Genomic DNA, 25,096 nt, shown 5'->3' with positions numbered 1-25,096 from the left:
AGCACCGACCGCACGTGGACCAGTCGTCAAACTGATTTACGTGAAGGTGACTACTGTTCGCTGGATTCTTGCCCCGATCAGCAGCTTGCGGACCTACCGACTCATGGTCACGTTCGGAGCCGATCTCCCGTACGAAGCCGCATGGCAGATGGTGCGACTCAGGTATCACATCGATGAACTGCCCTACGTTCGATTGGCTGCCGAGCGAGCACGGATGAACGTCTCCCCTCAGTCAGCCGAGACGGGCCCACTCCCGAAATAGTCGAGATCACTTCCACTCGAGGCGCTCCGCGTAAGCTCGAACGCCTTTCGGACAGCCCTCACTGCGAGCCGGCATTGCTACGAAACCGTCGCAAGTCGTCCGAGATCGTCCGACTCCTTCCGCGCGCGCATTACCGCCCGCACTCGGGCAGCACCGCTGGCGGCAACTGCGGCACCACAGCTGACCGAGGCCGGACGCCTGCCGAGACCCGCGCAGGCGCGGCAGATGCCCGGCTTCGGTACGGGGTCGTGGCACTTGGCGCACTCGGCGTACCGGGGCTTGGAGGGCTGCTGTGGGGCTTGGACGGGCGGCAACTTGCGCTTCAGGCGGCTGCGGAGCACGCCGACCGGGGAGTGCAGGGGCACGGGCAGGCCAGGAAGCAGGGCCTGGGCGAGCTCCTGGGCGGTGCTGCCGCGCTCCAGCCACTGGGCGACGAGCGGCGCCAGGTCGGTGGCCTCGGCCTCGCCCAGCCGCAGGCGCGGCTCCGGGCGGATCACCCGAAACAGCGTCGCCACCGCCTCACTGATCTGGTCGTCCGGCATGGCCGGAGGCTTCTGGTCGATTGCGTGGCCCTCCTCCCGCCCTTCCCGGTCGGCAGCCTCCCCGCCGGTGGCCGACTGCTGGTCGACCCGCTCGGCGGGGTGGGAGGGTTCTTGGTACCGCTTCTTTACAAGAGGGGCGCCAGCACGGCCGACGGTCGCTTCACCGGAGACCGGGCGGGGGACACTCGGCACCGCCAGCTGCGGGGTGTCGTACACGTGGGTCTCGGTGCGGATGGTGCCGTCCGGCATCCGGATCTTCTCGACCCGGTAGTGCCCGGCCTCGGTCAGCTCCTTCAGGGCCTTGCGGATCGCGCCTCGGCCCTGGGGGCTGGTGTCAGCCATGTGCCGGCCGTCCTCGCGCCAGCCGTCAGGGCGGGAGAGCAGGTCCGCAAGCAGGCCGCGGGCGGTGTAGGACAGCCGCCTATCCTGCAGCAGGCCGTTGGGCAGCACAGTGAAGTTGCGCGCGTGGGCGCTACGATGGACACGCATTGGGAGGTTGCACTCCTGTTGCCGGACCCCGGGGTGTTACCAGCACCGCCGGGGTCGCCTATTTTCGGTTGGACCACGGAACGTACCACGTCACCCGCCACACCAAGGTCCTTTTGCCGCAGCGGCCTTGATCACTTTCAAGGGCCTGTTGGGTGGCCGGGCCATCCTTACGATCGGCGGGTGGCGAGGAGTTCTCCGCGCTCGACGGCCTCGCGCAGGACGGCCGCGAAGTCCTGAGGCAGGAGGTTGACCGCGTCGAGGGCATCGGCGGTCAGGGGGATCTCTTCGAGGAGGTACTCGCCCCGGCCTTCCTGGCTGAACTCCGGGCCGGTGCGGTCCTCGAAGCTCCACTTCTTGATGGTGGCGAGGTAGAAGTCCTGGCGTTCGTCGGCGGTCTCGATGGTGTGGAGGAGGCTGACGATCTCCGCCTCGCCCGCGATCTCCTCGCGGACCTCGCGCAGCAGGGCCTCCTCGGGGCTGACGTCGGTCGGTTCGATCTTGCCGCCGACGATCACCCAGTACGGGTCAATGCCAGGTCGGATGCGCTTGATCAGCAGCATGGTGTCGTTCGGGGTGAGGAGGACGGCGCGGACGCGGTGCTGCATGGGGGCCTGCTTTCTGTTCGGTGGTGCGGGGCGGATCAGTGGAGGAGCCAGCCGCCGTCTACGTGCAACGACTGGCCGGTAATGAAGGACGCGCTGGGGCCGGCGAGGAAGGCGACCGTGGCGGCGACGTCCTCGGGGCGGCCTCGGCGCTGGACGCACTGGCGGCGGACCTGGTCCTCGGGGCGGCCTCGGCGCTGGACGCACTGGCGGCGGACCTGGTCCTCGGGTCGGGCTCGGTGGTGGGCGGGCAGGTCGTTCTCCGCCTCGACCTGAATGGCTCCGGGTACGACAGTGTTCACGCAGATCCCGGCCGGTCCAAGTTCCCTGGCCAACGACCTGGTGAGGCCGAGGAGTCCGGCCTTGGCGGTGCTGTAGGCGGTGAGTCCGGGGCGTCCGACGCGGGCGTTGACGCTGCCGATGTTGACGATCCGGCCCCATCGGCGCGCGGCCATGCCCGGGGTGATGGCACGGCAAGTGCGGTAGTGGATGGTCAGGTTGGACTCGATGGCGCGCGCCCACTCGTCCTCGCCGAGCTCGTCCCAGGGGATGCGGGGGTAGGCGCCCGCGTTGTTGACGAGGACGTCGATGGGCCCGAGTTCGGACTCGACCTGGCTGGTGAGTGCGGCGACGGCGTTCGGGTCGGTGAGGTCGGCGCTCACCTCGATGCCGTGCAGGCCCTCGCGCCGCACGTCGGCGAGCACGGTGCGGGCCTGGTGGATCTGCGCGAGGTGGTTGACGGCGACAGCGGCTCCGGCGGCGGCCAGGGCTCGGCTGATCGCGGCGCCGATCCCGGTGGCTCCGCCGGTCACCAGGGCCACCCGGCCCTGGAGCGGGAGGGCGGCGATGGGCAGTTCAAGCGGCGTGGGTGTGGTCATCGTCCGTCCGATCGTCGGGGCCGGTGGCCGGCGCGGGCTGAGTGCGGGTGAAGGTCTCGCAGACGGTCTCGGGCTGCTGGGTCTCGGCGAGCTTGGCCAGGAGCAGGAGGAGGTCGTGGCCGGTGAGGCGGCCGGGCGGGATCACGCCGAGGATGCGCAGGGCGAGGAAGTGGCGGATCGGGGCGAGGAAGCGGCCCGGGTCCAGCCCGGCGGCAGGCGCGAGGTCGGCGCGAACTCGCTTCAGCAGGCGGTCGATCGCGGCCTGGCGCCCGGCGCCTACCGCCCAGGTGTAGCGGACTTCCAGGCGGTGGTGGCGCTCGTCGTGGTCGACGTGTTCGAGATGTGGGGTGGTGACCGGCGGCAGGTGCAGCGGCAGGGTGCGGGCGTACACGTCGGGCTGGTAGGTCGGTACGAGCCAGCCGCCCATGCCGAGCAAGTACCAGAGGAGGATGGCGATTTCCCCGGCGAGCGTGTTGCGGCCGGCGTACTCGAAGTCGAGCCAGCACAGCGGGTCGGCGATGTTGGGCTCGGTCGGGTCGCCCTGGGTGAGCGCGGTGACCCAGGTACGGGTGGAGCGGAGCGCTTCGCGGGCTTCCCAGATGAGGGCGGGCAGGTCGAGGCGCATCGGGACGCCGTTGACGACGAGGATGTGGCTGGTGAGGGCGTGCACGGGCAGCGGCTGGTCGGTGCGTGGAGCGGGGACGGTGAGGTGGCCGGACAGGTACCAGGTGTCGATCCGCCCGCCGGGGCGGATGCGGTCCAGGTAGAGGCCGGGCACGCAGTCCGAGAGCGGCGCGGTGCGACCGCTGTCGGCGACTGCGGCGAGCAGGCTGTCGCAGACGGCGTCGATCAGCGCGGTGACCCGGGGCAGGGCGCTCGGGTGCCGGTCGGCGGTGGCGATGACGTCGCCGAGCAGCATGCTGCACCGGCCGGTGGCGAACACGTCCTCGTAGGCGACGACGTGCTTGCCCGCTGCCTGGCTGCGGCCCAGCAGGCGGGGCACCGGCAGCGTGCGTGCGGTGGCCTGCCAGCCCTGGACCTCGGCCTCCGCTGCGGCGGGGGCGAGGATCTTGCGGAAGGCCGGGACCGAGGCGGCGGGACTGTTCATGCGCGGCTCGTCGGTAGGGCAATGGTGGCCAGCCAGTGGCCCAGGACGATGTTGGCCAGGTCCACCGCCTTCTCGCGGTCCTCGCGGGCCTGGCGGCGCAGGTCGGCGTCGGTGGCGGGCTCGCGGTCGAGGAAGACGCCCAGCGCGTCGTCGTCCGAGGCGCGCTCGGTGCCCTCGAAGCGCAGCATCACCTTGGCCAGCAGCGCGGTGATCTTGAACAGGGCGCGGAGGTCGGGGGCGCCCTTGAGGAGCTGGCGGCGGATCTCGATGGCGGCCTGCACGCCCGCTTCGACGCTGGCCGCCACGTCGCCGGCTGCGTCCGGGGCAGGCAGGGCCAGGCCGGGGCGGCACCACAGGGGTGTGAGGGAGCCGGAGCCGATCAGCATGAGGACGTGCAGCAGGCGGGAGGTGACCGCCCCGGTGCGGCACTCGTCCTGGGTCAGCACGGTCAGACCGAGCTTGACGCCGCCGAGTTCGGCTTCGAGTTCGGCGAGGGCCGCTCGGAGCCTGGGGAGGCTGCTCTGTTCGGCGACGAGGAAGACGTCCAGGTCGGACCAGCCGTGCTGGTACTTGCCGCGCGCTCCGCTGCCGGTCACGGCGAGGAGGTCGATGACGGGCGGCACCTGGATGGTGGTGCGGTCCAGCAGCTCGGACAGGTAGGACTCAAGGTGGACGGGCAACCCCAGGGTGTTCACCGGCGTGGTGGCCGGCCTGCGCAGTGGCCATCGCCGGGCCAGGGCGATCCCGTCGAGGCGGCGCTCCAGGTGCAGGCGGCTGTGGTTGTTGTCGATGACCTCGTGCGCGAGCGAGGCGATCCCGGCCGCGCCACGACGAGCCTTGATGGCGTCGCGCTCGACCACGTCCTCGGGCCCGGCGGTGCCGCGTTCGGCGCGGACCTCCGGGGTCGCGTCGACGTAGACGACGGTCAGCTGCTCGCCGAGCATGCGCCGCAGTTCGGCGGTCGCGTCCTGATCGTGCAGGGACTCGATGGTGACGTGGTCGAGGAAGTGGTGGGCCGCGCAGAACCGGTCGAGGCCGTCGACCAGCAGCTCGGCCCGCACCACGGCCGGGAGCCCGTACGGATCGGCGATGCCGGCGTGCTGGGCGGCGTCCTCGATCAGGTAGCCAATCTTGAGGCGGGCGTATCCGTGCCTGACCCGCAGATACTCGCCCGCCGTGCTCTTGCCGCTCTCCGACATGCCACCGAGCGCGATCACCCGCACCCCGGGCAGGGCGCGGCGCGGAACGAGCGGGACGACCGGGTGCACGCGTTGGCGGATGTCGTCCTGGACGGCCATGACCCGGCGCTCTCCGACCACGATGATCTCCGCCCACCTGCCCTCGGCGACGAGCCGGTGCATCTGCAGGTGGAGGTGTCGCTGGTAGTCCGCGTAGGTCGGGGTGACGTGCCGCTCGTGGGAGAGGCTGCGGGAGGTGCCGATCACCGGGTCATCGTCGTGCAGGAGCACGATGCCGTGCTCGGCGGCCTCGACGGCACGCACGTCGACGGCGTAGGCGTCGAGCAGTTTCCGGGCCCGGTCAGCAGCCTCGTCGGGGCTGAGGCGCTCGCGCACCGCGACGGTGGCGGCCAGCGAGGCTTCCAGCATCGGGATGCCCCGGTCCATCAGGCGCACGGGTGCCGCGGCGGGCTTGCGGGAGCGCTCCAGGTAGGAGCTGGCGAGGACGTCGGCGACCTCCTCGATCGGGCCGTGCTCGAACCACCAGGTGCCCATGCCCATGGCCTTGATGGCGTCCCAGCGCGGGTCGTAGTCGTCCAGCCCTCCGGTGGCGTGGGCGGTGGGACCGAGGCGCCGGGCCAGGATGCCGATCTGTTTGGTCTTGCCGACGTTGTCGGGACCGCTGAGCGCGATCGTGACGGGCTGGGAAGGCGTGGGGTCGTGCTCAGGGGAGATGGACACGAGTTCCTCCGAGGGCCGGATCGGGCTACCGGCCCGGGTACGGCGGCTGCGGGACCGGCGGGGCCGGGGGCGGAGGCGGCGGGGGCGGCGGGGGCTGGGGGGCCTCCGAGATCGGGGCAGCGGTTTGCGGCACGGCGAATCTCCCTTCGGCGTGACGGGTTTCCGGCCTGGCGGGTCGCCGAGGCCGGCGAAGGTGGGCGGCTCCGGCTGCGGGGGTTCACCCGGAGCCGCCGGTCCCGCCTCGGGCCGGTGCGCGGTCGAAGCCGAGGCGGGGGTACTGGGGTCAGGCGGGCGGCGGCGTGTCCGGCACCGACGCGGAGGCACCGGCCCGGTCCAAGGCGTCCGCCTCGACGGCGTGCTGGACCGGAATCGACAGCAGCCCGAGGACGACGGCGTGGCCGAGCACCCACTGCCGGGCGAGTACGTCGCTCACAGGGTCGCGGTCCGCGCTGCGGTGCCGGCCGCTCACGCCCGGCCCACGGCGATGTCCGCCCACGTCGTCTTGCCGTACGGCTCCAGGTCGGCGCCCCAGACAACGGCCAACCGGTCGACCAGGGCCAGGCCGCGGCCGGACTCCGCGTCGTGGGCGGAGCCGACCAGGACCGGCAGGGCACGGGATCCGTCCCGTACGGAGATCCGCACGGCCTGGCCGGCGCGGTTGGTCACCCGGGCGATGTTGACCCGCATGGTGGTCAGGCAGCCGGTCTTGGCCGCGTTGGAGACCAGCTCCGTGACGACCAGCTCGGCGTCGTCGGCCAGGTGACCCAGCTCCCAGTCCGCGAGCGCGTCGCGGACCAGCCGGCGCGCCGTTGAGGCGGACTGCGGCGCGTACGGCAGCTTGGCCGTGGTGAGTCGTGCGAGTGGTTCCGTTCTGGTCAGCGTCTCGGTGGTCACGGTCCGCTCCTGGTCGCCAGGGCTGCCTGCTCCGGACAGCAGGGGCTGTCCGGGCGGCAGCGGTCGGAGTCAGCCGCCCGGGGCTTCCCCGGAGCCGGTGTCGACTCGCGACCCGAGCGGCTGACACCAAGTCAACCGGCGTTCCTAAGCCCAAGTCCCTACCTCGGAGGCCCGGTTGTCTTTACCGTGTTTACCGTCACCCCGCGCCGAGGAAGGGAGTGGTCATGGCACAGCCTGTGACGAATCACCAGCTCGAATCGGCCATCAACGACGCTGACATGACCTTCGATGCCCTCGCCCGGGGCGTCGTCCGCGTGGCGGCCGAGGTCGGCGTCCCCCTGCGGACGAACCCGTCGACGGTCCACAAGTGGCTGCGCGGCGCCGATCCGGAGGGCGATACCCCCGCATTCATCTGTGAGGCGCTGTTCCGCAAGACGGGACGGCTCTACACCCCGGCCGAACTCGGGCTACGGTCAGTGGAAGAATCCGATCCGGGCCTCGGGCTGTCCATCGGCCCCGACCCGGTGGGCGTCCTCGCGCGGGTGTGGAGTGCTGATTTGGACCGACGAAAGTTCCTGGCCGCCTCGGCGTACTCCGTCGCCGCGATGCACCTGCCGTTGGACTACGTCCGCGAGAGTGCCGAACGCACCGCGGCCGTCCGGGGCGGCGCCGTCGCCGGAGTCGCCGAGGTCGCCGCAGTCCGCGACATGATCAGCATGTTCACCGAGATCGATGAGCGCCACGGTGGCCAGCACGGCCGCTCCGCCCTGATCCAGTACCTGCGCTCCGACGTCGCCGCCCTGTGCCGGGGCACCTTCCGCACCTACGAGGACCGTCAGCAAATGCTCTCCGCCGCAGCGGTCGGCGTGCACCTGGCTGGGTGGAAGGCGTACGACGCCGGCGAGCAGGGCCTCGCCCAGCGCTACTACCACCAGTCGTACGCCCTCGCCGTCGAGTCCGGGATCGTCGGCCACGACGCCTTCGTCCTGCGCACCCTCGCCCAACAGGGCATGAAGCTCCGCCACCCGTCCAAGACCTTTGCCCTGTCCGAGACCGCTCTGTCGCGCGTCGTCGGCCGCGTGGACGCCTCGACCGAGGCGCTGTTCACCATCACCCACGCCCACGGCCTGGCAGCCACCAACCAGCGCCGCCCCGCCGTCCAGGCCGTGCAGCGGGCCCGGGACCTACTGGAGGCCGCAGGCGGCGACGCGATGCCCTACTGGGCCCTCTCCTGGGGCCCGGCTCGCGCCACGGTCAACTCCCGCAGTGCCAAGGTCTTCTCCCGGCTCGGCGACCGGAAGGGCGCTGCGGAGAACTATGCGGCAGCGGCGGCCAACCGCCCGGCCACGACCTACACGAGGATCCTCGCGCTCGACCTGGTGGCCCAGGCCAAGATGGAACTCGCGGACGGCGGCATTGAGCAGGCGTGCGGCACCTGGAACCGCGCGCTCGACGCCATGGCCGGCGTGCAGTCCGTACGCACCCGCCGTTCGGTCCTGGAGATGCGCAAGAGCCTCGCCCAGTTCAAGAGCCGCGGCGCCTCGGCCGCCCAGGAACTCGACGAACGGGCAGCCGCTTTCCTGACGTGATCAGCCTTGCACAGCCCCTCCCACGAGCTCGCCCAATCAAGCCTCTGGGCGGGCCTCAGGGCTCAAACGTCGCCGCTCGCGGCGACGACCGCGAGCTGCTGCCCAGTCGGCGTGATCGTCTATGGCCTCGCCAGCCCGAGGCGGCGCGGTAGGGAGCATCATGCTCGATCATCAGCTCGTTGAATTCCGGCTGCGCCCCCGTGAATCCAGGCCCTACGGTGAGAAGATGACCGCGCCATGGACCCCATTCACCCACCGCGACGGCGCGCCCGCTCCGTTGCTCGTGAGCGTCCCCCCCGGGTTGGAGATGCCACTGCGGAAGTGGCTGCACAGTGCTGCCTGGCATCAAGACGGGGACGCGACGCGGCGCGTTGCGGTGCGCTGTGACCTTGTGCTGGTCCGGGATGACGATCAGTACAACGACAGGCACGTCGACTACGCCGAGCGCCTCGCCCACTGGACACCTGTGGAACAGCTGCTCGAAGCCGTCGATGCCTTGCTTGACCTGCTGACTGCCGACCCCGCCCCGAGCCCGTGGCCGAGTATTCCACTGATGCCCTCCGTACTCGAATCATTGACCGGCTTGCAGCCCGTGACGCGGCGGGATCTGCAGGTGCTTCTCGACGACGCGCGTTCGCGGTACACGATCCGCGAGGACGGCAAGGCCCTGGTGGCGCGAATCGACCCAGGGGTTGAGCACGCCGTACGCGACGCGGTGGCGAACGGCAGCCGACCGGAGCGGGGGTCGGCGTCCGAGCATCTCCAGGAGGCGTTCGCCCGGGCCAACGCGGTCACACCAGACCCGGTGGTGGCCTACAGCGAGGCGATCAAGGCGGTCGAGTGCGCGGCGCAAGCGACGCTGCAGCCGGCCCACGCCCGGGCGACGCTCGGCACGATGATCGGCGAACTGCCCAAGCTCAAGGAGAAGCTGCTCTTCGAGATCGAGGGCAGGAACCCGGGGGACGGAATCGAGATGGTGGGATCGATGATGTCGCTGCTGTGGAGCGGGCAGACCAGCCGACACGGCAAGCAACATGCAACGGACCGGGAAACGGTTACGGAAGCCATAGCGGCGGTACACATCGCCGCGGCCCTCGTGCAGTTCTTCTCCACTGGAGCGATCCGTCGCAAGTAGGGCCGCCGCGTCGAGAGGGTCAAGGGTCACCGCCTGGGCCTGGCGGGGTAGGCGAGGGAGGACGGGAAGCCGCCGTCGCGGAACCCAAGGCGGTCGTCTCCGTGTGCCCCTTGAGGTCTGCCTGGATCCGCGATCCGGCCGGGCAACGAAGCTGACCTCTGTCTGCTTTCATGACTCAAGTTGGGCACACCGAATTTTTGCGGGAAGGGCAGCGCCGATCGCGCTCCGCCTACCAGCAGAGGGAAAGCTCTGAACTGGATCAAATCCGCCGACACGCTCGGGAGTTACGCCCACACTGTCATCCATGCGGATCTGGAACCGTCTCGCCCCAAAGGCGGGGGCGTACTGGCGGCTCACCCTCTTCCCGGTGGGGACTGTCATCAACACCTGGGGCAACCTCTACTACAACACCCCGTACCGGTATCAGGGCCTGTTCCTGTTCCTCGTCGGCGGTGCAATCGCTTTCTACGGCCTCTGGGGTGTGGACACCCTCCCGCTGTGGGACGTCCTCGCGGTGCGACTTGGGACACCGAAGTGGCGCCACCTACGCGGCAACATCCGGCTCCTCCTCGGCGCGGCTGTGCCATTGATCTTCCTGCACCACGCCAGGTTCTCGATCGGGCGAGTCATTCACGGGGCGGCGCAGCCGGGCGACTTCGAGCTGGCAGCCGGGGTGCTGGTCTGGATCTGGATCATGCTGTCCTGCGGGGTGAGCAGCGTCGAGCCGAAGGACGCGCCCTTCGAGAGGCTCCCTGGCCGAATAATGCGCGCGGCTCGTGTCCGCGTTGCCGCCAACTGGGCCGGTGTGGTGGCCGCCGGCCTGTACTTCTACCCGCGGCTACTGAGCGCGTACCCCGCGCAGGCAGTGTCGCTCGGCGTCACCTTCGCGGTCGCCCTCATCGTGATCATGCACAAGGTATACGCGAGGGTGCGGAAGCTCTGCACGCAGGTCCACGCCGCGTCGCAGGCCTTGCGCCGGGACCTTGATGAGCTGGCCGCAGCAGACCCCGCGGCCCCCGCGACGAGCCTGCAAAGCGCCGCCCGGCGCAGCTGGGATACCCTCTCCCGTTCCCTTCACACCAGGCTCGACTCCGGGTACCCCCGGTTCGGAGTGCCGTTCCTGCGCGAGGAAGTGGTCACCGATCTGGAGGCTCGGGTTCTCGCGGCGATCGATGCGATGCCCGGCGAGCCCGATGCCGGTAAGCAGGTGCACGAGGACCTAGCTGCAATCATCAAAGCATGCGGCGAACGGATCGACGTAGTGGCCTAACTGATCGTTTCAAAATGAGTTGAGCTGCGCTCTTGCGCTCGGGATCTTGGTCGGCAGGCTGTCCGGGGCGTGTTGATCTTCTACCGGATGACCTATGGGAGCGGGTGGCTCCGCTGCTGCCGCCCGCTCCCGAACGACGCCACCGCCACCCCGGGCGACTACGAGTCCCGGACCGGGCGGCCCTAGCCGGCATCATCTACGTGCTGCGGACCGGTGTCGCCTGGCGCGATGTCCCCGCGCAGGCCGTCGGCTCCGGACCTCGACCTTCCTTCTCCCCCAGAGCTGCCTCAGCAGCCGTTGAGCTGGGCGAACACCCCCTCGTCCCTGACCCGCATCTCGAGGACCACGAGTGACGCGGGAGCACGACGGTGCCCGCCACAATGGCAGCACCCAGCTTCTCGTCCCGGTGAGCGAGGTGAACCACCACACCAGCCAGTCTGGTGTCTTTCCCCGCACGGGCGTCGGGCTTCACCAAGATCCCGACTGCCGTGCGTCCGTATCGACCGGTAGCCGCCGGATTGTCTCCTCGATCTCCGAAAAGGGCCGCGCGCCGACCGCGGCGATAACCGTAGGCGGGCGTCGGCGTGGCCCTGTACGGTCGCGACCATGAAGAAGTGGGTGGTCCCTGAGAACTCGAACAAGCGCGTCCAACGCGCGAGCCGGACGATCGGTAAGGGGACGGGCACTCCCGAGGAGATCCGGGAGGCGCGGGACGTCCTGAGCAACTACCGTCTCGCCCACGCATTTCCTCTGAACGCGGTGACCATGACCGTACGGCAGCGAGCGCTCGATGTGAACCCGAACGCCGTCGTGGCCGAGCGCCGGAAGCGCCTGCCCACGATCCTGGACAAGCTGAAACGCCACCCCACAATGAGCGTGACCACCATGCAGGACTTGGGGGGCTGCCGGGTGGTCTTCGACACCGTCGCCGAGGTAGACGAGTTGGTCAGCGTCCTGGTGGACTTGCCGCGGAGCAAGAACCGCGTCAAGAAGGTCTACAACTACCTACGTGATGACCCGGGGCCACGCGACTCTGGCTACCGGGGCGTTCACCTGGTGTACGAGTACGGAGCCTCAAAAGAGGAATACCACGGCTTGCGGATCGAGCTGCAGGTGCGCACGCTGCTCCAGCACGCCTGGGCGACCGCCGTCGAGACCATGGATTTGTTCTCGGGCAGCGAGCTGAAGTACGGGAAGGGCGACGCGGACGTGCTCAGGTTCTTCGCCCTGGTCGGCTCGCTCATGGCATACGAGGAAGGCACCATCCCGGTACCCGGCGCAGAGGGGACGCGGGAGAAGTTGGCGGCCGAGTTGGCGCGCCTGGAGGCGAACGTCGGCGTTCTGGAGCGGCTACGGGGCTACGCGGCGATCGTGGGCGAGCACGCCAAGACAGACCGCCGGAACACCCTGACCCTCGAGCTCTGGCGGACCAAGGGACAGCTCACAGTGACGGTACACGAGACGCTGGCCGCCGCCGAGGCCCGGATCACCGAGTTGGAGGCATTGGACGACGAGGACCTGGACGCGGTGCTCATCAACATTGCCCGGATCAGCCAGCTGCGCGACGCGTACCCGAACTACTTCGCAGACACCGGCCGTTTCACCGAGTTCGTCGTGGCATGCCTAAAGACCGCTTCAGAATGACTTTCGAAGGCGTCTGAGGCAGATGATGCTGCAGGCAAGGTCGAGTAGTCCCTGGTGGAGATCGGCGCGTCGCTCGTAGCGGGTGCGGAGGCGCTTGAACTGGTGGAGCCAGGCGAAGGCGCGCTCTACGACCCAGCGGACCTTGCCGAGTCCGGAGCCGTGGGCGACGCCGCGTCGGGCGATCATCGGCTTGATGCCGCGCTTCCACAGCAGGCGGCGGTACTTGTCGAAGTCGTAGCCGCGGTCGGCGAACAGCCTCCGGGGCTGCGGCGCGGGCGTCCTCGCAGTCCTCGGATCGGCGGTATCGCGTCCAGCAGGGGTAGTAGCTGGGTGACATCGTGGCGGTTGCTTCCGGTGAGCGTCACGGCGAGCGGGGTTCCGCAACGGTCAACGATCACATGGTGTTTGGAGCCGGGGTGGGCGCGATCGACAGGTGAAGGGCCGACATGATCCCCCCTTTGAGAGCCCGGACGTGCGAGCCGTCCACGGCGCAGTCGTCCAGGTCCAGCAGGTCCGCGCGGCGCAGTTCGGTCAGCAGTGCGGTGTGCAGGCGGGGCCAGACGCCGGCCTCGGTCCAGTCCCGCAGCCGGCGCCAGGCCGTGACTCCGGAGCAGCCGACGGCCTGCGCGGGGACATCGCGTTAGGCGACACCGGTCCGCAGCACGTAGATGATGCCGGCTAGGGCCGCCCGGTCCGGGACTCGTAGTCGCCCGGGGTGGCGGTGGCGTCGTTCGGGAGCGGGCGGCAGCAGCGGAGCCACCCGCTCCCATAGGTCATCCGGTAGAAGATCAACACGCCCCGGACAGCCTGCCGACCAAGATCCCGAGCGCAAGAGCGCAGCTCAACTCATTTTGAAACGATCAGTAAGACGTGTCCCTTTGGTGAGCTGAGCAGTTGATCGGATGTGTCTGTCTGGTTGGTGATTAGTGATGCGATGCGGGACCGGACTGCGCTGACTGGGGCCTGCAGCTAGCTTGGCGGGGCGCGGGGCAGTGGGTTCTCGCTTGTTGGGGTCAGCGTCGGCGGATGGGGTCGTTCGCGGCCGAGCCGGTGGCCGGTACAGGGGCGGCGGGCATGGCGGTGGCGCGTGCCGCGGTGGTCTTGGTCCGGGCTGCGGTGGTGCGCTCGCCGGTGGCGTTCTTGCGACTGCGCGCCCGCACGGACCACAGGAGGTGCTGGGCTGGCGAGTTGGCGCCCGCAAGGTCATGCGGCTGGGCGGCCTGGGCGAGGGTGTCGCCCATGTCGTGGCCGGCTTGTTCGGCGTCGGCCAGGACGGTGGCGAGTGCGGGCCAGGCAGGGTCGGTGGTGATGCTCTTGGCGTGGTCGGGCAGCACGGTCCGGACGGTGTGCTGGTAGCGGCTAAGGGTGCGGGTGTCGGGGGTGCGGTGGGCGAGGTCGGCCAGCGGCTGGGAGGCGGCCTGCTGGTAGGCCGTGTTGAGGTGGGTACTGGTCTGCCAGGCGGCTTCCGCCTGCTGCTGGTGGCCGCGCTGGGCATGCCATTCGGCTGCAGCGATCACCGCAGCGGCGATGACGAAGAGGACCAGGGCGAGGGCTTCCCCGTCCTTGGTGCCGCCGGTGTAAAGCAGTTCGCGGGTGACTCGGTGCAGCGCGCCGGCCTTGCGGTGGTGGGGTGTGATGCGGGAGCGGTTGGCGCGTTCGAACACCTCTGCGGCGGCTCGGAGTTGTGGGCGGTACGAGGGCGGGCTGAGGGCGGCGGTGATGTCGAGGAGTTCGCCGAGGGCGGCGATGTGGGCTTGGCCAGCCTGGTCGTCGCTGGTGCGTAGGGCATGGGGGACGGCCTCGGTGGTGTGGGCGGCGCGCTGCCAGACGGCGGCCCGGTCACCGGCGCCGGTGGCGGGTTCGATGCCGGCAAAGCGCTGGCGGATCTTGGGCAGGGACAGGTCGGGGGCGAGCTTGCTGCCGCTGAACCATGCCGTCTCGCCCGGCAGGGTCACGCTGTAGCCCCCGATGTCGCCGGACGGCAGCCGCCGCAGCTTGACCTGGACACCGAACTCTTCGAGAGCGAGGAAGAACTGCTCCTCGCTGCTGGAGGCGGCAACCGCCAGCCGGACCTTCGTCCGGAGCTGTTCGCGAGCGGTGGTGGTGTGGCCGAGTCGCTTGGCGCGGTGCTGCTCGGCCTGGGTGGGGCGCATGGCGGCGGTCCCGTCACCCGGTCGGAGCCGCCGGAGGCCGTAGTCGATTTCGATCTTGCGGGCCTCGCGTTGGGCACGGGTGAAGTCGCGGCCGTTCTCCGGCGTGCGACCGTCCTGGCGCACCAGGGTCGCGACGATGTGGATGTGGTCGGCGTTGTGCCGTACCGCGACCCAGCGGCACGCTTTGGTGTCGCCCTTGGGGGCGATCCCGGTAGCGCGCAGGATGCGCCGGGCGATGGCGGCCCACTCGGTGTCGGAGAGGATGCGGTCCTCGGGTGCCGCCCGCACGGAGCAGTGCCATACGGTCGTGGGCGGCCGGTTCTCGGGCCCAAGGGCGTTGACGGGCAGGTCGAGTTGGGCGGCGAGTTTGGCGATGGTGTCCCTGGGGCCGCGCTTGCGGTCTGGGGCGGGGTCGGGGGCGAAGCCGTTCCACGAGGCGATCATGTGTGGGTCCTCGTGCTCGTCGGCCCTGCCCGGCCCGTAGAGGTACTGGATGAGGGCGTAGGTGCCGCCGGGGTTGTGGTCGATGCTGGGGATCAGCTCGCGTTCACCTTCCGATGATCGAGGCGGCGGCCGTGTCGATGCCCTCCAGGGTCTGCACGACGCGGTCGAAGACGTGCTGCAGGTGGGGCGGGGGTGTGCCGCCGACCCACAGGTTGTGGGCGATCTGGTTGAGGTTGTTGCCGATGGCGGCGGCCTGCCGGTCGGCCTCCATCAGCTCCTCCAGGAGGCGGCGGATGTCGGCGACGGCGGCCTCGGGGTTGTCGCTGCGGGCTGCGGCCACGGTGACGGCGGCGGCGTAGCCGCCGGGCTTGAGGCCGCTCGCCGAAGCAGCGGCCTGGACGTCAGCCCATTCCTCGTCACTGAAGACCGGATGGCAGCGGTTGCGGCGGCGAATCTTCAGGTACTGGCGGTGCCGAATCTCGGGCAGGACGCCCGGATCGCGCTCGGCGCGGCTGACGGAACCGACCGGCTGCGGCACATCTTCCACCGGCGCCCCTGGGCCGGAACCGGTCGCCGCTTCCGCCACCCCCGGGGCGGAAACGGCGACGGCCGTCGCCCCCGTGGGGGCGACGGCGCCGTGTGGATTCCACACGGCCCAACTTGCTGCCATGTGGCCCTCGGCTCCTTGCTGCGATGGGGAGTTGACGTCGATGGTCGGGTCGGTGTCTCGGTGCACTCATGGGTCCTTACGAGTCGGGAGGTGGTCGGGGTGCCGCCCCGGGCCCGTTCGGGGGCCAGGGGCGGCGGGTACCGGCGGACCGGTTGCACTCGTCGCACTCGTCCCCGGGCAGGCCGGACGGGCGCGAGAGCGCAGAGGGTGGGACGAGTGGGACGGGCTCAGCGGGGCTGGGTCAGGCCGCGCTGTCTCCTTCGGCCTGCGGCAGTGCGGGCTCGGGGCAGTAGCGTCGCCACGGGTCGAGGAAGTCGTTCCGGACGAAGCCCTTGGCCTGCCGGAAGTCGGGGAAGCGGATGTTGGACGAGGAGACGCCGAAGTCCTTGAGCAGGAGCTGAAGTCCGCGCGCGGTCAGACCACTGACGCCGAACCCCGCCCATGGTGCCTCCTCCAACGCCCGCAGCTGGGCGAGGAGTGTGGCGGTCGCGAGCGCGGACGGATCACCGAGGGCGGTGAACACGGTCCGGATGTCCTGCAGGATCCGGATCTTGGCACCGTCCCCGTCGCCGTCCAGCCCGGCCTCGTGGGCACACATCGCCGCGCACGCGGCGCGTGCGGTGGCGGGCCAGTGACCGCCAGCCAGGTCAGCGACGATCACCAGCGGCTCCCACGTATCGGCGGCACGATCGGTCACCGGCATGGCGGGCAGCATCCCCACCGCCTTCGGCAGCAGCGGGCGGAGCCAGTCGGCGACGCGGTCGCGCAAGTCGTGGAGCGGTTTGGTGTCGAGGGCCGAGCGAAACGGCTGCACAGTCTCACCCGGTGCACGGCGGCGCATCCGGACGACCACCGAGCGGTCCATGATCGTGTCCGGAAGGTTGCCGATCCCCGCCAGGGCGGCCATCGCGAAGGTCGGGAACTTGCCCGGCCTCATGTCCGGTCCGTTGCCGACCATGCGGACCGCCGGGCGGTTGCGCTGGTGACCGGCGTTCAGCACCCCACGCAACTCCTCGTTCCGCTCGGCGGCCTTCGACGTGCCGAACAGCGTGTCGGCCTCATCGACAAGCAGGGTCGGCGGGTCCTCGGTGATCGAGCGGAAGACGGCGGGCAGGCTGGCGTTCACCGTGATGAGCGGGTCGTGGACCGTCTCGGTGACGATGTCCAGCAGCCGCGACTTGCCGCAGCGCTTCGCCGGACCGACCACAGCCAGCCGGGGCGCGTGCTGCCACGCCGGCTGTCCGTGCGTGGCAGCCACCCACAGCGTCACCGCATCCAGCGCGTGCCGGGACGGCAGCACCACGAACCGGGCGAGCGTGGACCGCAGCTCATCCAGCAGCACCGCGCCCGGGTCGGCGCGGACCACCGGGACCACCTCCGGACCGAACCGGACCGAACCGTCGTCCGGACCGGACGGGACCGGACCGTCCGCAACACCGGTCCCCGTCACCGGACCGTCGATCCGGACGGTCCCCGTCTGCGGACCGGCGTTCCGGGACGGACCCGCAGGCTGGTCCGCCGGTCCGTCCCCGTCCGGCGGAACGGTCCGCTCGGTCCGCGCCTGCGGACCACCCTCCGCCGAGATGGTCCGGGACCGGTCCCCGTGTTCCGCCACAGGCTGCGGACCGTCCCCGGGTTCGGCCCCCGTGTCCGGTCCGTCCGCAGCGGACGGACCGGGACCGTCCGCAAATTCCGGGACCGACACCGGTCCCGTCGAAGGTGTGGAGGACATGCTCTCCAAGGAGTCTCCTAACTGCGGTCCCGGACCATGGAGTACGGGACCGCCGAGTTGAGCGGTGATGTGAGGAAGGGACGTACGGCCCACGCGCTGGGCGACGGGGGGCGGAAGCTGACCGTGCAGGCGGTGCTCAGGCGGCGGCGCGGCCTGCGCTCAGGTTGTCCAGCCATGCCTCGACCTCGGTCCAGCGGTAGCGCAGGTGCCGGCCGATCTTGATCGCCTTCGGGCCTTGGCCCCGGTGCTTCCACCCGTAGATGGTGTCGAGGGGCACCTGAAGGTGGTCGGCGAGCTCCTGGGCGGTGGCCAGCGGGCGGCGGTCGGTCGTGGTGGTGCGGAAGGGCTTGGTCACGGATCTCCGGTGGGCAGGGAACAAGGGCAGACCGAAATAGGCGATCCCTTTCGGGCCGCCTGCTCGGGTGAGCGGTGGAAGTTCAGCAGGAGGTCGGCCGATTTCAAAAAAGCGGCCAGACCCCCTCGCGGGAGTCTCCTGTGAAACGTGATCCGGGCGAGTATGACCGGCCTGCGGCTCGGAACCTAAAACGGACCGAGAATCGCCCACCATGGCTGGGTGCACGAAGTCGTCGACCGCAGGTGACGGCGCCCATTAAGACCGTAGGAGGCGGGATATCTTCCGTGCAAGGACTTCGGGAAGATCACGGAAAAGATCTTGATGAGCGCGCCAGAGCAGCGTGCTTGAGCCACCGGCAGCAGCCCCCACAGCGAGGGCACGTGACCCAGGCCACCGCCACATGACCCCTCGCGAAGGCTCGCGGATTTCCTGGGACTATCTGACACTATTTGGCACTATCGGCCACTGACGGGACGATCGAGCACCGTCCATTTGACAAACTCCCGCTGGTCGATGAATATCCAACACCCGCCCGAAGCCAGCGCTGATCGCGGCTTATCGGATCTGCGGTTCTCCCGCGAGGAAAATCCCCCCATTACCCCACCGCCGCCCACCGGCCGCGTATCTCCATGCCTCCGACCGAAGGAGCCGAATGACCACCGTCTACGACACCTGGCACAAGACCTACCCCCGCCCGACCGACAAGCCCTGCCGCGAGCACAAGGGCAAGTACCCGAGCGCCGACCACGGCAAGGGCAAGCGCTGGCAGGTTCGCTACCGCGACCCTGACGACGTCCAGCGCAAGGAGGACTTCGAGCTCAAGACGAAGGCCGACGATCGCGCCGCCGACCTCAAGGTCACGCTCAAGGACGGCACCTACATCGACCCGAACGCCGGGAAGACGACCGTGGCCGCGTACGCCGAGACGTGGCTGGAGGCCGCCACTCCTGGCCCGACCACCCTGGAGCGCTACGACGGCGTGGTGCGCAACCACATCGTGGCCCGCCTGGGGAAGTTGGAGCTCCGGGCACTCAAGCCGACCACGATCAAGCGCTGGATAAGGCGACTTCAGGACGAAGGGTTCGCGCCGTCCAGCATCGGTTGGTACGGCTCCATCCTGATCATGATGCTGGATGCGGCAGTTGACGACGGCGCGATCGCTACCAACCCCTGCCGGGCGAAGTCGGTGAGCTTCCCGAAGGTGGAGAAAGAGCCGGTCGTGCCGTGGTCCGTGGAGCGCGTCCACGCGGTCATCAACGGCCTGCCGGAGCGCTTCCAGGCCGGCGGCTCTGTCGCGTTCGGCTGCGGGCTCCGACAGGGCGAGGTCTTCGCTCTCGCCGTCGACGACATCGACTTCCGCCGCCGCATGGTGACGGTACGTCGGCAGGTGCGCTTCGTGGCCAAGACGATGGTGTTCGCACTGCCGAAGGGCGGCAAGGTCCGACAGGTCCCACTGCCCGATGGACTGGCGAGGGCGCTCAAGGCCCACATGAAGAAGTTCCCGCCGACCCGGGTCACCCTCCCCTGGCGTCTCGCCGATGGCGACGACCACACGACGAACCTGCTCTTCACCGACGACAGTTCCAAGCCGTACCACCGCAGCGTCTTCAACGCGGGCGCATGGAAGCTCGCGCTCGTCGCGGCCGGGGTGATCCCGCCGCGCGAGAAGGGGGCGAAGTACTTCCAGGCGGCCCCGGACGACGGCATGCACGCCCTGCGGCATGCCTACGCCTCGGTGCTGCTGGATGCCGGAGAGACGATCAAGGCGCTCGCGGCCTACCTCGGCCACAGCGACCCGGGCTTCACGCTCCGGACCTACACCCACCTGATGCCGACGAGTGAGTCGCGGACCCGCTCCGCAATCGACCGGGTGCTTCCTGGTGCGAAGGCGGGGCACCACGCGCCGAAATCCGAGGGCATGTGCCCCACGTGTGCCCTGGCAGCCTGATCCCGGCCTCGCGTTCGCCGCGACCTGGGCCCAGGAAGAGGCCATTCGTGCAGGTCAGAGAGCCACACCCCCTACGACGCCGCGCGGAGGAGGGCGCCGTCCTGCCACTTGAGGATCTTGTCGAAGCTCACGATGGCCCCGCGGAGCGGGTGGTTGCGGAGCTGGACGTGGTCGGTGAGGGCGTGGATGAGGAAGAGGCCGCGGCCGGATTCGGCGGTGAGGTCGGGGAGGGTGTCCAGGTCGACCGGGCGGAGGCTGGGGGCCGGGGCGCGGTGGGGGAGGACGTGGGTGTCGTACGGGTGGCCGTCGCGGCGGGGGCGGTGGGCGGTGAGGACGCGGGCCGGGACAGTGGCGCGGGAGCGGCGGGAGCGGCGGGGCCCGCGGCCGGCGGCGGCGGGGTGGGTGACCGGGCGGCGGGCGGGCGGGGCGCTGGGGGCGGGCAGGCCGGGGCCGGAGTCGGTGACCTCGATCCGCAGGCGGTCGCCGTTGATGGAGGCGGTGACCTGGAAGCCGTCGTCGGGTCGGCCGGTGGCGCCGTGCTCGACGGCGTTGGCGCAGGCCTCGGTGATGGCGACGCCGAGGTCGTCGGCGATCTGCGGGTCGACGCCCGCGGTCGCCATCGCACCGAGCAGGATGCGACGGGCCAGCGGGACGCTGGCCGGGTCGCGCTTGAGGTGCAGAGTCCACCAGATGTCCACGGGAGGTCCCTCCTGGCTGCGGCTCCACATACAACTAGGTATCTCCGGGCGATTCGGCGGTGAACCGTGCCCGGGGGCGGCTACCGCCCGTTCGGCGGATGGACTGGGGACGGGGTCTGTGCCGAAGGGCGCATGCCGCGGGGTGCGCGCCGCGGCCGAACGGGGCATTCGTAGGGATTTCCCACCCTGCCCGTGTCGGCGGTGTACGCGATGAGATGATGTCCCGGCCATGACTGCCCTCCCCGCCACCCCGTTCCAGGGCACCCCTGTACCGGCTCGGCCGGTGGGGGCCGCCGCCTGGGACCTGCGGCTTGCCCGGGCGGTCCCGTTCGCGGTGGTGTGCACGCTGATAGCGGCCGCCGGGCACGCGCTGGCGGGTGGCGGGAACGTGCCGCCGGCCGCGTTGGCGACGGGTTTCGCCGCGGTGCTGGTGCTCGCGGTGGCGTGCGGTGGACGGGAGCGTTCGCTGGCGGCCATCGCCGGGGCGCTGGGCGCCGGGCAGCTGGGGCTGCACTGCCTGTTCCACGGTCTCGGCGGCCACGGCTTCGCGGGCATGGACCACGGTGCGATGACGATGCCGCAGGCGGCCGGCCGGCTGATCTGCAACGAGGCGCGTCCGGGCACGCTGGTCGGTCTGCCGGGCGGCGCCTCGCCGGAGCAGCTGGTGTCCTCGGCGGGGCTGGATCCGCACGCGTACGCCGCCGCGCCGTGGTGGCAGGGCGGCGTGCTGGGGATGACGCCGTCGATGCTGGCCGGGCACCTGGCCGCCGCGCTGGTGGCGGGCTGGTGGCTGCGGCGCGGCGAGGCGGCGCTGTGGCGGCTGGTGCGGGTGGCCGCGTCGGCGGCCCGGGAGCACTGGGCGACGCCGCTGCGGTGGGCGCTGGTGCTGGTGGCCGTGTTGCTGCGCGGTCTGTCCGGCGCGGCCGGTCCGGTCCGCCGGTTCGGTGCGGGGGGCGGCGGGAGCCGGCTCTCCGCGGGTGCGGTGCTGCGGCACAGCGTGGTGCGGCGCGGTCCGCCGTGCGGGGCCTTCGCGTACTGATCCGGTGTTTCCGCGCGCCCCGAGGTGGGGTGCCGGTGGCGTGCCGGTGAGGTGCGCGGTGTCCGGGTCGTTCCCGTCCGCCCACGGCGACGGCGGCCCCTGGCTCTGCCCCCACTCACGTCCGCGCGTGCGGCGCCGCCGAGGCACGGTTCCCCCGTTGCCCGGTGCGGCCGGCCGCCCAGCTCCGATCGGAGACCCCCATCATGCGTTCCCTTCCCACCCGTCGTATCGCCGCTGTCGCCATGACCGCCGCCGCCTCGGTGGTGGCGCTGGCCGGCCCGGCCTTCGCGCACGTCACCGTGAACCCGGGTACGGCCGCCCAGGGCGGCTACACGGCCGTGAACTTCCAGGTGCCGAACGAGAGCGACACGGCGAGCACGGTGAAGCTGGAGGTCAACCTGCCGCTGGACCACCCGCTGGCGTCCGTCCGGACCCTGCCGATGACGGGCTGGACGGCGACCGTCGAGAAGGCCAAGCTCGACAAGCCGATCAAGGTGCACGGCAGCGACGTCAACGAGGCCGCCTCCAAGATCACCTGGACCGCCGACCCGGGCACCAAGATCGCCCCCGGCCAGTTCCAGGAGTTCCGGGTCTCGCTCGGCCCGCTGCCGACCGACGCCGACAGCATGGCGTTCAAGGCGCTGCAGACCTACGACAACGGCGACGTCGTCCGCTGGATCGACGAGGCCCAGGCCGGCCAGCCCGAGCCGGCCCACCCGGCCCCGACCCTGAAGCTCACCAAGGCCGCCTCCGGTGACGGCCACGGCGTCACCGCCTCCGCCTCCCCGGCCGGCGGCGCCCACGGGGACAGCTCCGACCACGCCGCCTCCGCCGCCGACGACGGCAAGTCCAGCGACAGCACCGCCCGCACCCTTGGCGTGGTCGGCATCGTGGTCGGCGTGATCGGCACCGCCGTCGGCGTGCTCGGCCTGCGCCGGAAGAACAGCGGCTCCGCCTCCTGACCCCCGCGCCGGCGGGGCCGTACCCCGCACCCGTACCGGGTACGGCCCCGCCGGCGGTCCATCGCGCCTGATCGGATCCACCATGCCCCGAACCACCCGCCCGTCCCGCACCGCCCGGCTGGCCGGCGCCGCCGCGCTCGCCCTGGCCGCCGCGCTGACCCTGTCCGCCTGCGGCTCCTCCGGCGGCGACTCCTCCGCCGCCAAGGTCGTCCAGCAGAAGGAGGACACCCCGTACCAGGGCACCAAGCTGGCGAAGAACTTCGAGAAGCCGGACCTCCAGCTGACCGACACCTCCGGCCAGCCGTACGACCTGCGGCAGCAGACCAACGGCAAGGCCACCCTGCTGTTCTTCGGCTACACCAGCTGCCCGGACGTCTGCCCGACCACCATGGGCGACATCGGCGTGGCGATGAAGGCGCTCTCCGCGGAGGACCGGAAGAAGGTCAACGTCGTCTTCGTCTCCACCGACCCCCAGCGCGACACCCCCAAGGTGCTGCGCACCTGGCTGGACTCGATGGGCACCGACTTCATAGGCCTCACCGGGGACCTGGCGAAGGTGAAGACCGCCGCCAGGTCGCTCGGAATCATGATCGAGGACCCGGTGGTCAACGCGGACGGCACCGTCACCTCCACCCACGGCGCCCAGGTGCTGGCCTTCCTCCCCTCGGACGACAAGGCGCACGTCCTCTACATGAGCGGCACCGAGGAGAAGACCTACGAGCACGACCTGCCGCTGCTCGCCAAGGGGGTCGCGGCGTGAGCGAGCGAAGCGAGCCCACCGACGGGAGGAGTCCGGGGAACCGGCGGTTCCGCCGCTCGGCGCTGGCCGGCGCGGTGCTGGCGACGGTCCTCGGCGGCGGGGCGATACTCGCGGCCTGCGGGACGGGCGGCCAGGGCGGCACGTCGGCGGACGCCGGTCCGGCGAAGCTGAGCGTGGCCGACTCCTACATCCCGCTGCCCCCGGCCGGCGGGATGGGCGCCGGCTACCTGACCGTGCGCAACGACGGCGGGCCGGACCAGCTGCTCAAGGTGACCAGCCCGGCCGCCGGGTCGGTCACCATGCACCGCTCGACCGCCTCGACCATGGAGCAGGTGAACAGTCTGGACGTGCCCGCGCACGGCGCGCTGCAGCTCACCCGCGGCGGCACCCATCTGATGATCATGGACTGGCAGAAGGCCCCCGCCCTGGGCGACGAGCTGGAGCTCGACCTGACCTTCGCCAAGTCCGGCACCATCTCCGTCAAGGTGCCGGTCAAGGAGCTCACCTACCGCCCAGGCCAGAGTTAGGGGACCCGCCAGCATGGAGAAGGCCGCCCACCGCCGAACCGCCCGCCCCCGGACCGTTCAGCCCCCGACCGCTCGCCACCGGAGCGTCCCCCGGCGCGTCGCCGCCGCGCTGGGGACGCTCGGCGCGCTGCTCGCGCTGATGCTCGCCGGCGCCGCGCCGGCCTCCGCGCACGCCACCCTGGACGCCACCGACCCGGCGCAGAACTCGGTGGTCGCCACCGCCCCGCCGGCGGTGACGCTGACCTTCAGCGAGAGCGTCTCGCTGTCCGGGGACTCGGTCCGGGTGCTCGACCCGGCCGGCAAGGCCGTGGACACAGGCAACCCGGCGCACGCCGACGGCAAGGGCAACACCGCCCGGGTCGGCCTGAACAGCGGGCTCGCCAACGGCACGTACACCGTCGCCTGGCGGGCCGTCTCGGAGGACTCGCACCCGGTCGGCGGGGCGTTCACCTTCTCCATCGGCGCGCCCTCGGACACCTCGGTGTCCACCACCGCGCTCCAGGGCGCCAAGGCCGACACCCTGGTCGCCGCCCTGTACGGGACCGGGCGCACCGTCGCCTACGCGGCGTTCGCACTGCTCGCCGGGGTCGCCGCCTTCGTGCTGGTCTGCTGGCCGGCCGGCGCCGCCCGGCGTCCGGTGCAGCGGCTGCTGATGACCGGCTGGACGGCGCTGCTGGCCTCGACCGTCGCGGTGCTGATGCTGCGCGGCCCGTACGAGCGCGGCTCGGGCATCGGGCAGGCCCTCGACCTGTCGCTGGTGCGCGCCACCCTGGACGAGCGGATCGGCACCGCGCTGGCCGCCCGGCTGCTGCTGCTCGCGGCGGCCGGGATCTTCCTGTCGCTGCTGGTCGGGCAGCTGGGGCAGCCGCCGAGGCCGGTGGCCGCGGTGGTGGACGAGCAGGAGGACCGGGGCGAGGACGCCGAGGCCGCCGAACTGCGCGCGCTGGAGCAGCGGGCCGCCGAGCGGCCGCAGCGCGAGGCCCGGCTCGGCCTGGGCGTGGCCGGACTGGTGCTGGCCGTGGCGCTCTCGGCGACCTGGGTCGGCGCCGACCACGCCTCGGTGGGCATCCAGGTCTGGCTGGCGCTGCCGTTCGGCATCCTGCACCTGATCGCGATGGCGCTCTGGCTGGGCGGCCTGGCCTCGCTGCTGGTCGCGCTGCGCGAGGGCGTCGGCGCCGAGGTGGTGGACCGCTTCTCGAAGATCGCCTTCGGTTCGGTGGCCGTGCTGGCCGGCACCGGCATCTACCAGTCCTGGCGGGGCCTGGGCAGCTGGGGCGCGCTGACCGGCACCGAGTACGGGAAGCTGCTGCTGGTGAAGTCCGGCTGCGTGGTCGTGATGCTGGGCGTCGCCTGGATCTCCCGCGGCTGGCTGGCCCGGCTGCGCTCGGCCCCGGCCGAGGCGGCGGAGGTCGAACGGGCCGAGGTGCCCGAGCCGGTCGGCGCCGCGGCGCACGGCGAGGACCCGGTCCGACGGGC

The 25,096-nt window shown here is 71.0% G+C and carries 22 protein-coding genes and 2 pseudogenes; 11 read left to right on the top strand and 13 right to left on the bottom strand.

Annotated elements, in window-relative coordinates; all coding sequences use genetic code 11:
• Window positions 1-339 precede the first annotated feature (339 nt).
• From BG452_RS24665 to BG452_RS24635, 7 genes are all read right to left on the bottom strand, one after another.
• On the bottom strand, window positions 340-1,293 hold the full coding sequence (locus BG452_RS24665) for a hypothetical protein (RefSeq protein ID WP_188306545.1): 954 nt from the start codon (window positions 1,291-1,293) through the stop codon (window positions 340-342).
• Between the two features lie 167 nt (window positions 1,294-1,460).
• Window positions 1,461-1,898: an NUDIX hydrolase gene (locus BG452_RS24660; protein ID WP_188306544.1), complete on the bottom strand. Its 438-nt coding sequence runs from the start codon at window positions 1,896-1,898 to the stop codon at window positions 1,461-1,463.
• 35 nt (window positions 1,899-1,933) lie between these two features.
• Window positions 1,934-2,773: an SDR family NAD(P)-dependent oxidoreductase gene (locus BG452_RS24655; RefSeq protein ID WP_188306543.1), complete on the bottom strand. Its 840-nt coding sequence runs from the start codon at window positions 2,771-2,773 to the stop codon at window positions 1,934-1,936.
• Window positions 2,751-3,881: a hypothetical protein gene (locus tag BG452_RS24650; protein ID WP_188306542.1), complete on the bottom strand. Its 1,131-nt coding sequence runs from the start codon at window positions 3,879-3,881 to the stop codon at window positions 2,751-2,753. The genes BG452_RS24655 and BG452_RS24650 overlap by 23 nt, the downstream gene beginning before the upstream one ends.
• The gene (locus BG452_RS24645; protein ID WP_317621211.1) at window positions 3,878-5,800 is read right to left on the bottom strand and encodes a nucleotidyltransferase domain-containing protein; all 1,923 of its coding nucleotides are present in this window, start codon (window positions 5,798-5,800) and stop codon (window positions 3,878-3,880) included. Before BG452_RS24645 ends, BG452_RS24650 begins: the two co-directional genes overlap by 4 nt.
• Window positions 5,801-6,083: 283 nt before the next feature.
• Window positions 6,084-6,233, bottom strand: coding sequence for a hypothetical protein (locus BG452_RS24640; RefSeq protein WP_188306541.1), 150 nt, complete (start codon window positions 6,231-6,233; stop codon window positions 6,084-6,086).
• A 32-nt stretch (window positions 6,234-6,265) separates the two neighbouring features.
• Window positions 6,266-6,694 (bottom strand): ATP-binding protein, encoded by a 429-nt coding sequence (locus BG452_RS24635; protein ID WP_317621210.1) that lies wholly within the window; start codon window positions 6,692-6,694, stop codon window positions 6,266-6,268.
• Window positions 6,695-6,918: 224 nt separating this feature from the next.
• Here BG452_RS24635 and BG452_RS24630 point away from each other — a divergent pair, with 224 nt between their 5' ends.
• The 5 genes and pseudogenes from BG452_RS24630 to BG452_RS24610 all read left to right on the top strand — a co-directional run bounded on the left by BG452_RS24630 (window position 6,919) and on the right by BG452_RS24610 (window position 12,332).
• A complete protein-coding gene (locus BG452_RS24630) occupies window positions 6,919-8,283 on the top strand; it encodes a hypothetical protein (RefSeq protein ID WP_188306540.1) in 1,365 nt (454 codons plus the stop codon).
• Window positions 8,284-8,443: 160 nt separating this feature from the next.
• Window positions 8,444-9,418, top strand: a complete 975-nt coding sequence (locus tag BG452_RS24625) for a hypothetical protein (protein WP_188306539.1) — start codon at window positions 8,444-8,446, stop codon at window positions 9,416-9,418.
• A 304-nt stretch (window positions 9,419-9,722) separates the two neighbouring features.
• Window positions 9,723-10,688, top strand: a complete 966-nt coding sequence (locus BG452_RS24620; protein ID WP_188306538.1) for a hypothetical protein — start codon at window positions 9,723-9,725, stop codon at window positions 10,686-10,688.
• A 32-nt stretch (window positions 10,689-10,720) separates the two neighbouring features.
• Window positions 10,721-10,939, top strand: a pseudogene (locus BG452_RS24615) (transposase); the annotation flags it as partial.
• Between the two features lie 355 nt (window positions 10,940-11,294).
• Entirely contained in the window at window positions 11,295-12,332 is a 1,038-nt protein-coding gene (locus tag BG452_RS24610; protein ID WP_188306537.1) for a RelA/SpoT domain-containing protein, read from the top strand.
• Here BG452_RS24610 and BG452_RS24605 read toward each other — a convergent pair.
• The 5 genes and pseudogenes from BG452_RS24605 to BG452_RS45940 form a co-directional block, all read right to left on the bottom strand.
• Window positions 12,324-13,164: pseudogene (locus BG452_RS24605) on the bottom strand (IS5 family transposase). The gene BG452_RS24610 and the pseudogene BG452_RS24605 sit on opposite strands and share 9 nt — an antisense overlap.
• 181 nt (window positions 13,165-13,345) lie before the next feature.
• Window positions 13,346-14,929: a relaxase/mobilization nuclease domain-containing protein gene (locus BG452_RS24600; protein ID WP_223242679.1), complete on the bottom strand. Its 1,584-nt coding sequence runs from the start codon at window positions 14,927-14,929 to the stop codon at window positions 13,346-13,348.
• A gap of 103 nt (window positions 14,930-15,032) precedes the next feature.
• Window positions 15,033-15,476: a plasmid mobilization relaxosome protein MobC gene (mobC, locus tag BG452_RS47770; protein ID WP_188306536.1), complete on the bottom strand. Its 444-nt coding sequence runs from the start codon at window positions 15,474-15,476 to the stop codon at window positions 15,033-15,035.
• A gap of 364 nt (window positions 15,477-15,840) precedes the next feature.
• Entirely contained in the window at window positions 15,841-17,340 is a 1,500-nt protein-coding gene (locus BG452_RS24590) for a DUF3631 domain-containing protein (RefSeq protein ID WP_317621209.1), read from the bottom strand.
• Window positions 17,341-17,467: 127 nt separating this feature from the next.
• The gene (locus BG452_RS45940; protein WP_317621208.1) at window positions 17,468-17,686 is read right to left on the bottom strand and encodes a helix-turn-helix domain-containing protein; all 219 of its coding nucleotides are present in this window, start codon (window positions 17,684-17,686) and stop codon (window positions 17,468-17,470) included.
• Window positions 17,687-18,338: 652 nt separating this feature from the next.
• Here BG452_RS45940 and BG452_RS24580 point away from each other — a divergent pair.
• On the top strand, window positions 18,339-19,634 hold the full coding sequence (locus tag BG452_RS24580; protein ID WP_188306535.1) for a tyrosine-type recombinase/integrase: 1,296 nt from the start codon (window positions 18,339-18,341) through the stop codon (window positions 19,632-19,634).
• Between the two features lie 71 nt (window positions 19,635-19,705).
• On the opposite strand, the gene BG452_RS24575 is transcribed toward BG452_RS24580, so the two are convergent.
• The gene (locus BG452_RS24575) at window positions 19,706-20,332 is read right to left on the bottom strand and encodes an ATP-binding protein (protein ID WP_188306534.1); all 627 of its coding nucleotides are present in this window, start codon (window positions 20,330-20,332) and stop codon (window positions 19,706-19,708) included.
• 229 nt (window positions 20,333-20,561) lie between these two features.
• Here BG452_RS24575 and BG452_RS24570 point away from each other — a divergent pair, with 229 nt between their 5' ends.
• The 5 genes from BG452_RS24570 to BG452_RS24550 all read left to right on the top strand — a co-directional run.
• A complete protein-coding gene (locus BG452_RS24570; RefSeq protein ID WP_223242677.1) occupies window positions 20,562-21,371 on the top strand; it encodes a hypothetical protein in 810 nt (269 codons plus the stop codon).
• A gap of 203 nt (window positions 21,372-21,574) precedes the next feature.
• Complete coding sequence (locus BG452_RS24565) at window positions 21,575-22,333, top strand: YcnI family protein (protein ID WP_188306533.1); 759 nt, start codon at window positions 21,575-21,577, stop codon at window positions 22,331-22,333.
• 82 nt (window positions 22,334-22,415) lie between these two features.
• On the top strand, window positions 22,416-23,093 hold the full coding sequence (locus BG452_RS24560) for an SCO family protein (RefSeq protein WP_188306532.1): 678 nt from the start codon (window positions 22,416-22,418) through the stop codon (window positions 23,091-23,093).
• Window positions 23,090-23,620: a copper chaperone PCu(A)C gene (locus tag BG452_RS24555; protein WP_317621207.1), complete on the top strand. Its 531-nt coding sequence runs from the start codon at window positions 23,090-23,092 to the stop codon at window positions 23,618-23,620. The genes BG452_RS24560 and BG452_RS24555 overlap by 4 nt, the downstream gene beginning before the upstream one ends.
• Window positions 23,621-23,633: 13 nt before the next feature.
• Window positions 23,634-25,096: copper resistance CopC/CopD family protein (locus tag BG452_RS24550; RefSeq protein ID WP_188306531.1), on the top strand; the 1,463-nt coding region annotated here is incomplete at its 3' end.

Source organism: Streptomyces sp. CBMA123 (genome assembly GCF_014596465.1).
In the GTDB taxonomy this organism is placed as follows: Bacteria; Actinomycetota; Actinomycetes; order Streptomycetales; family Streptomycetaceae; genus Kitasatospora.
This window is presented reverse-complemented; position numbering and strand designations above follow the sequence as displayed.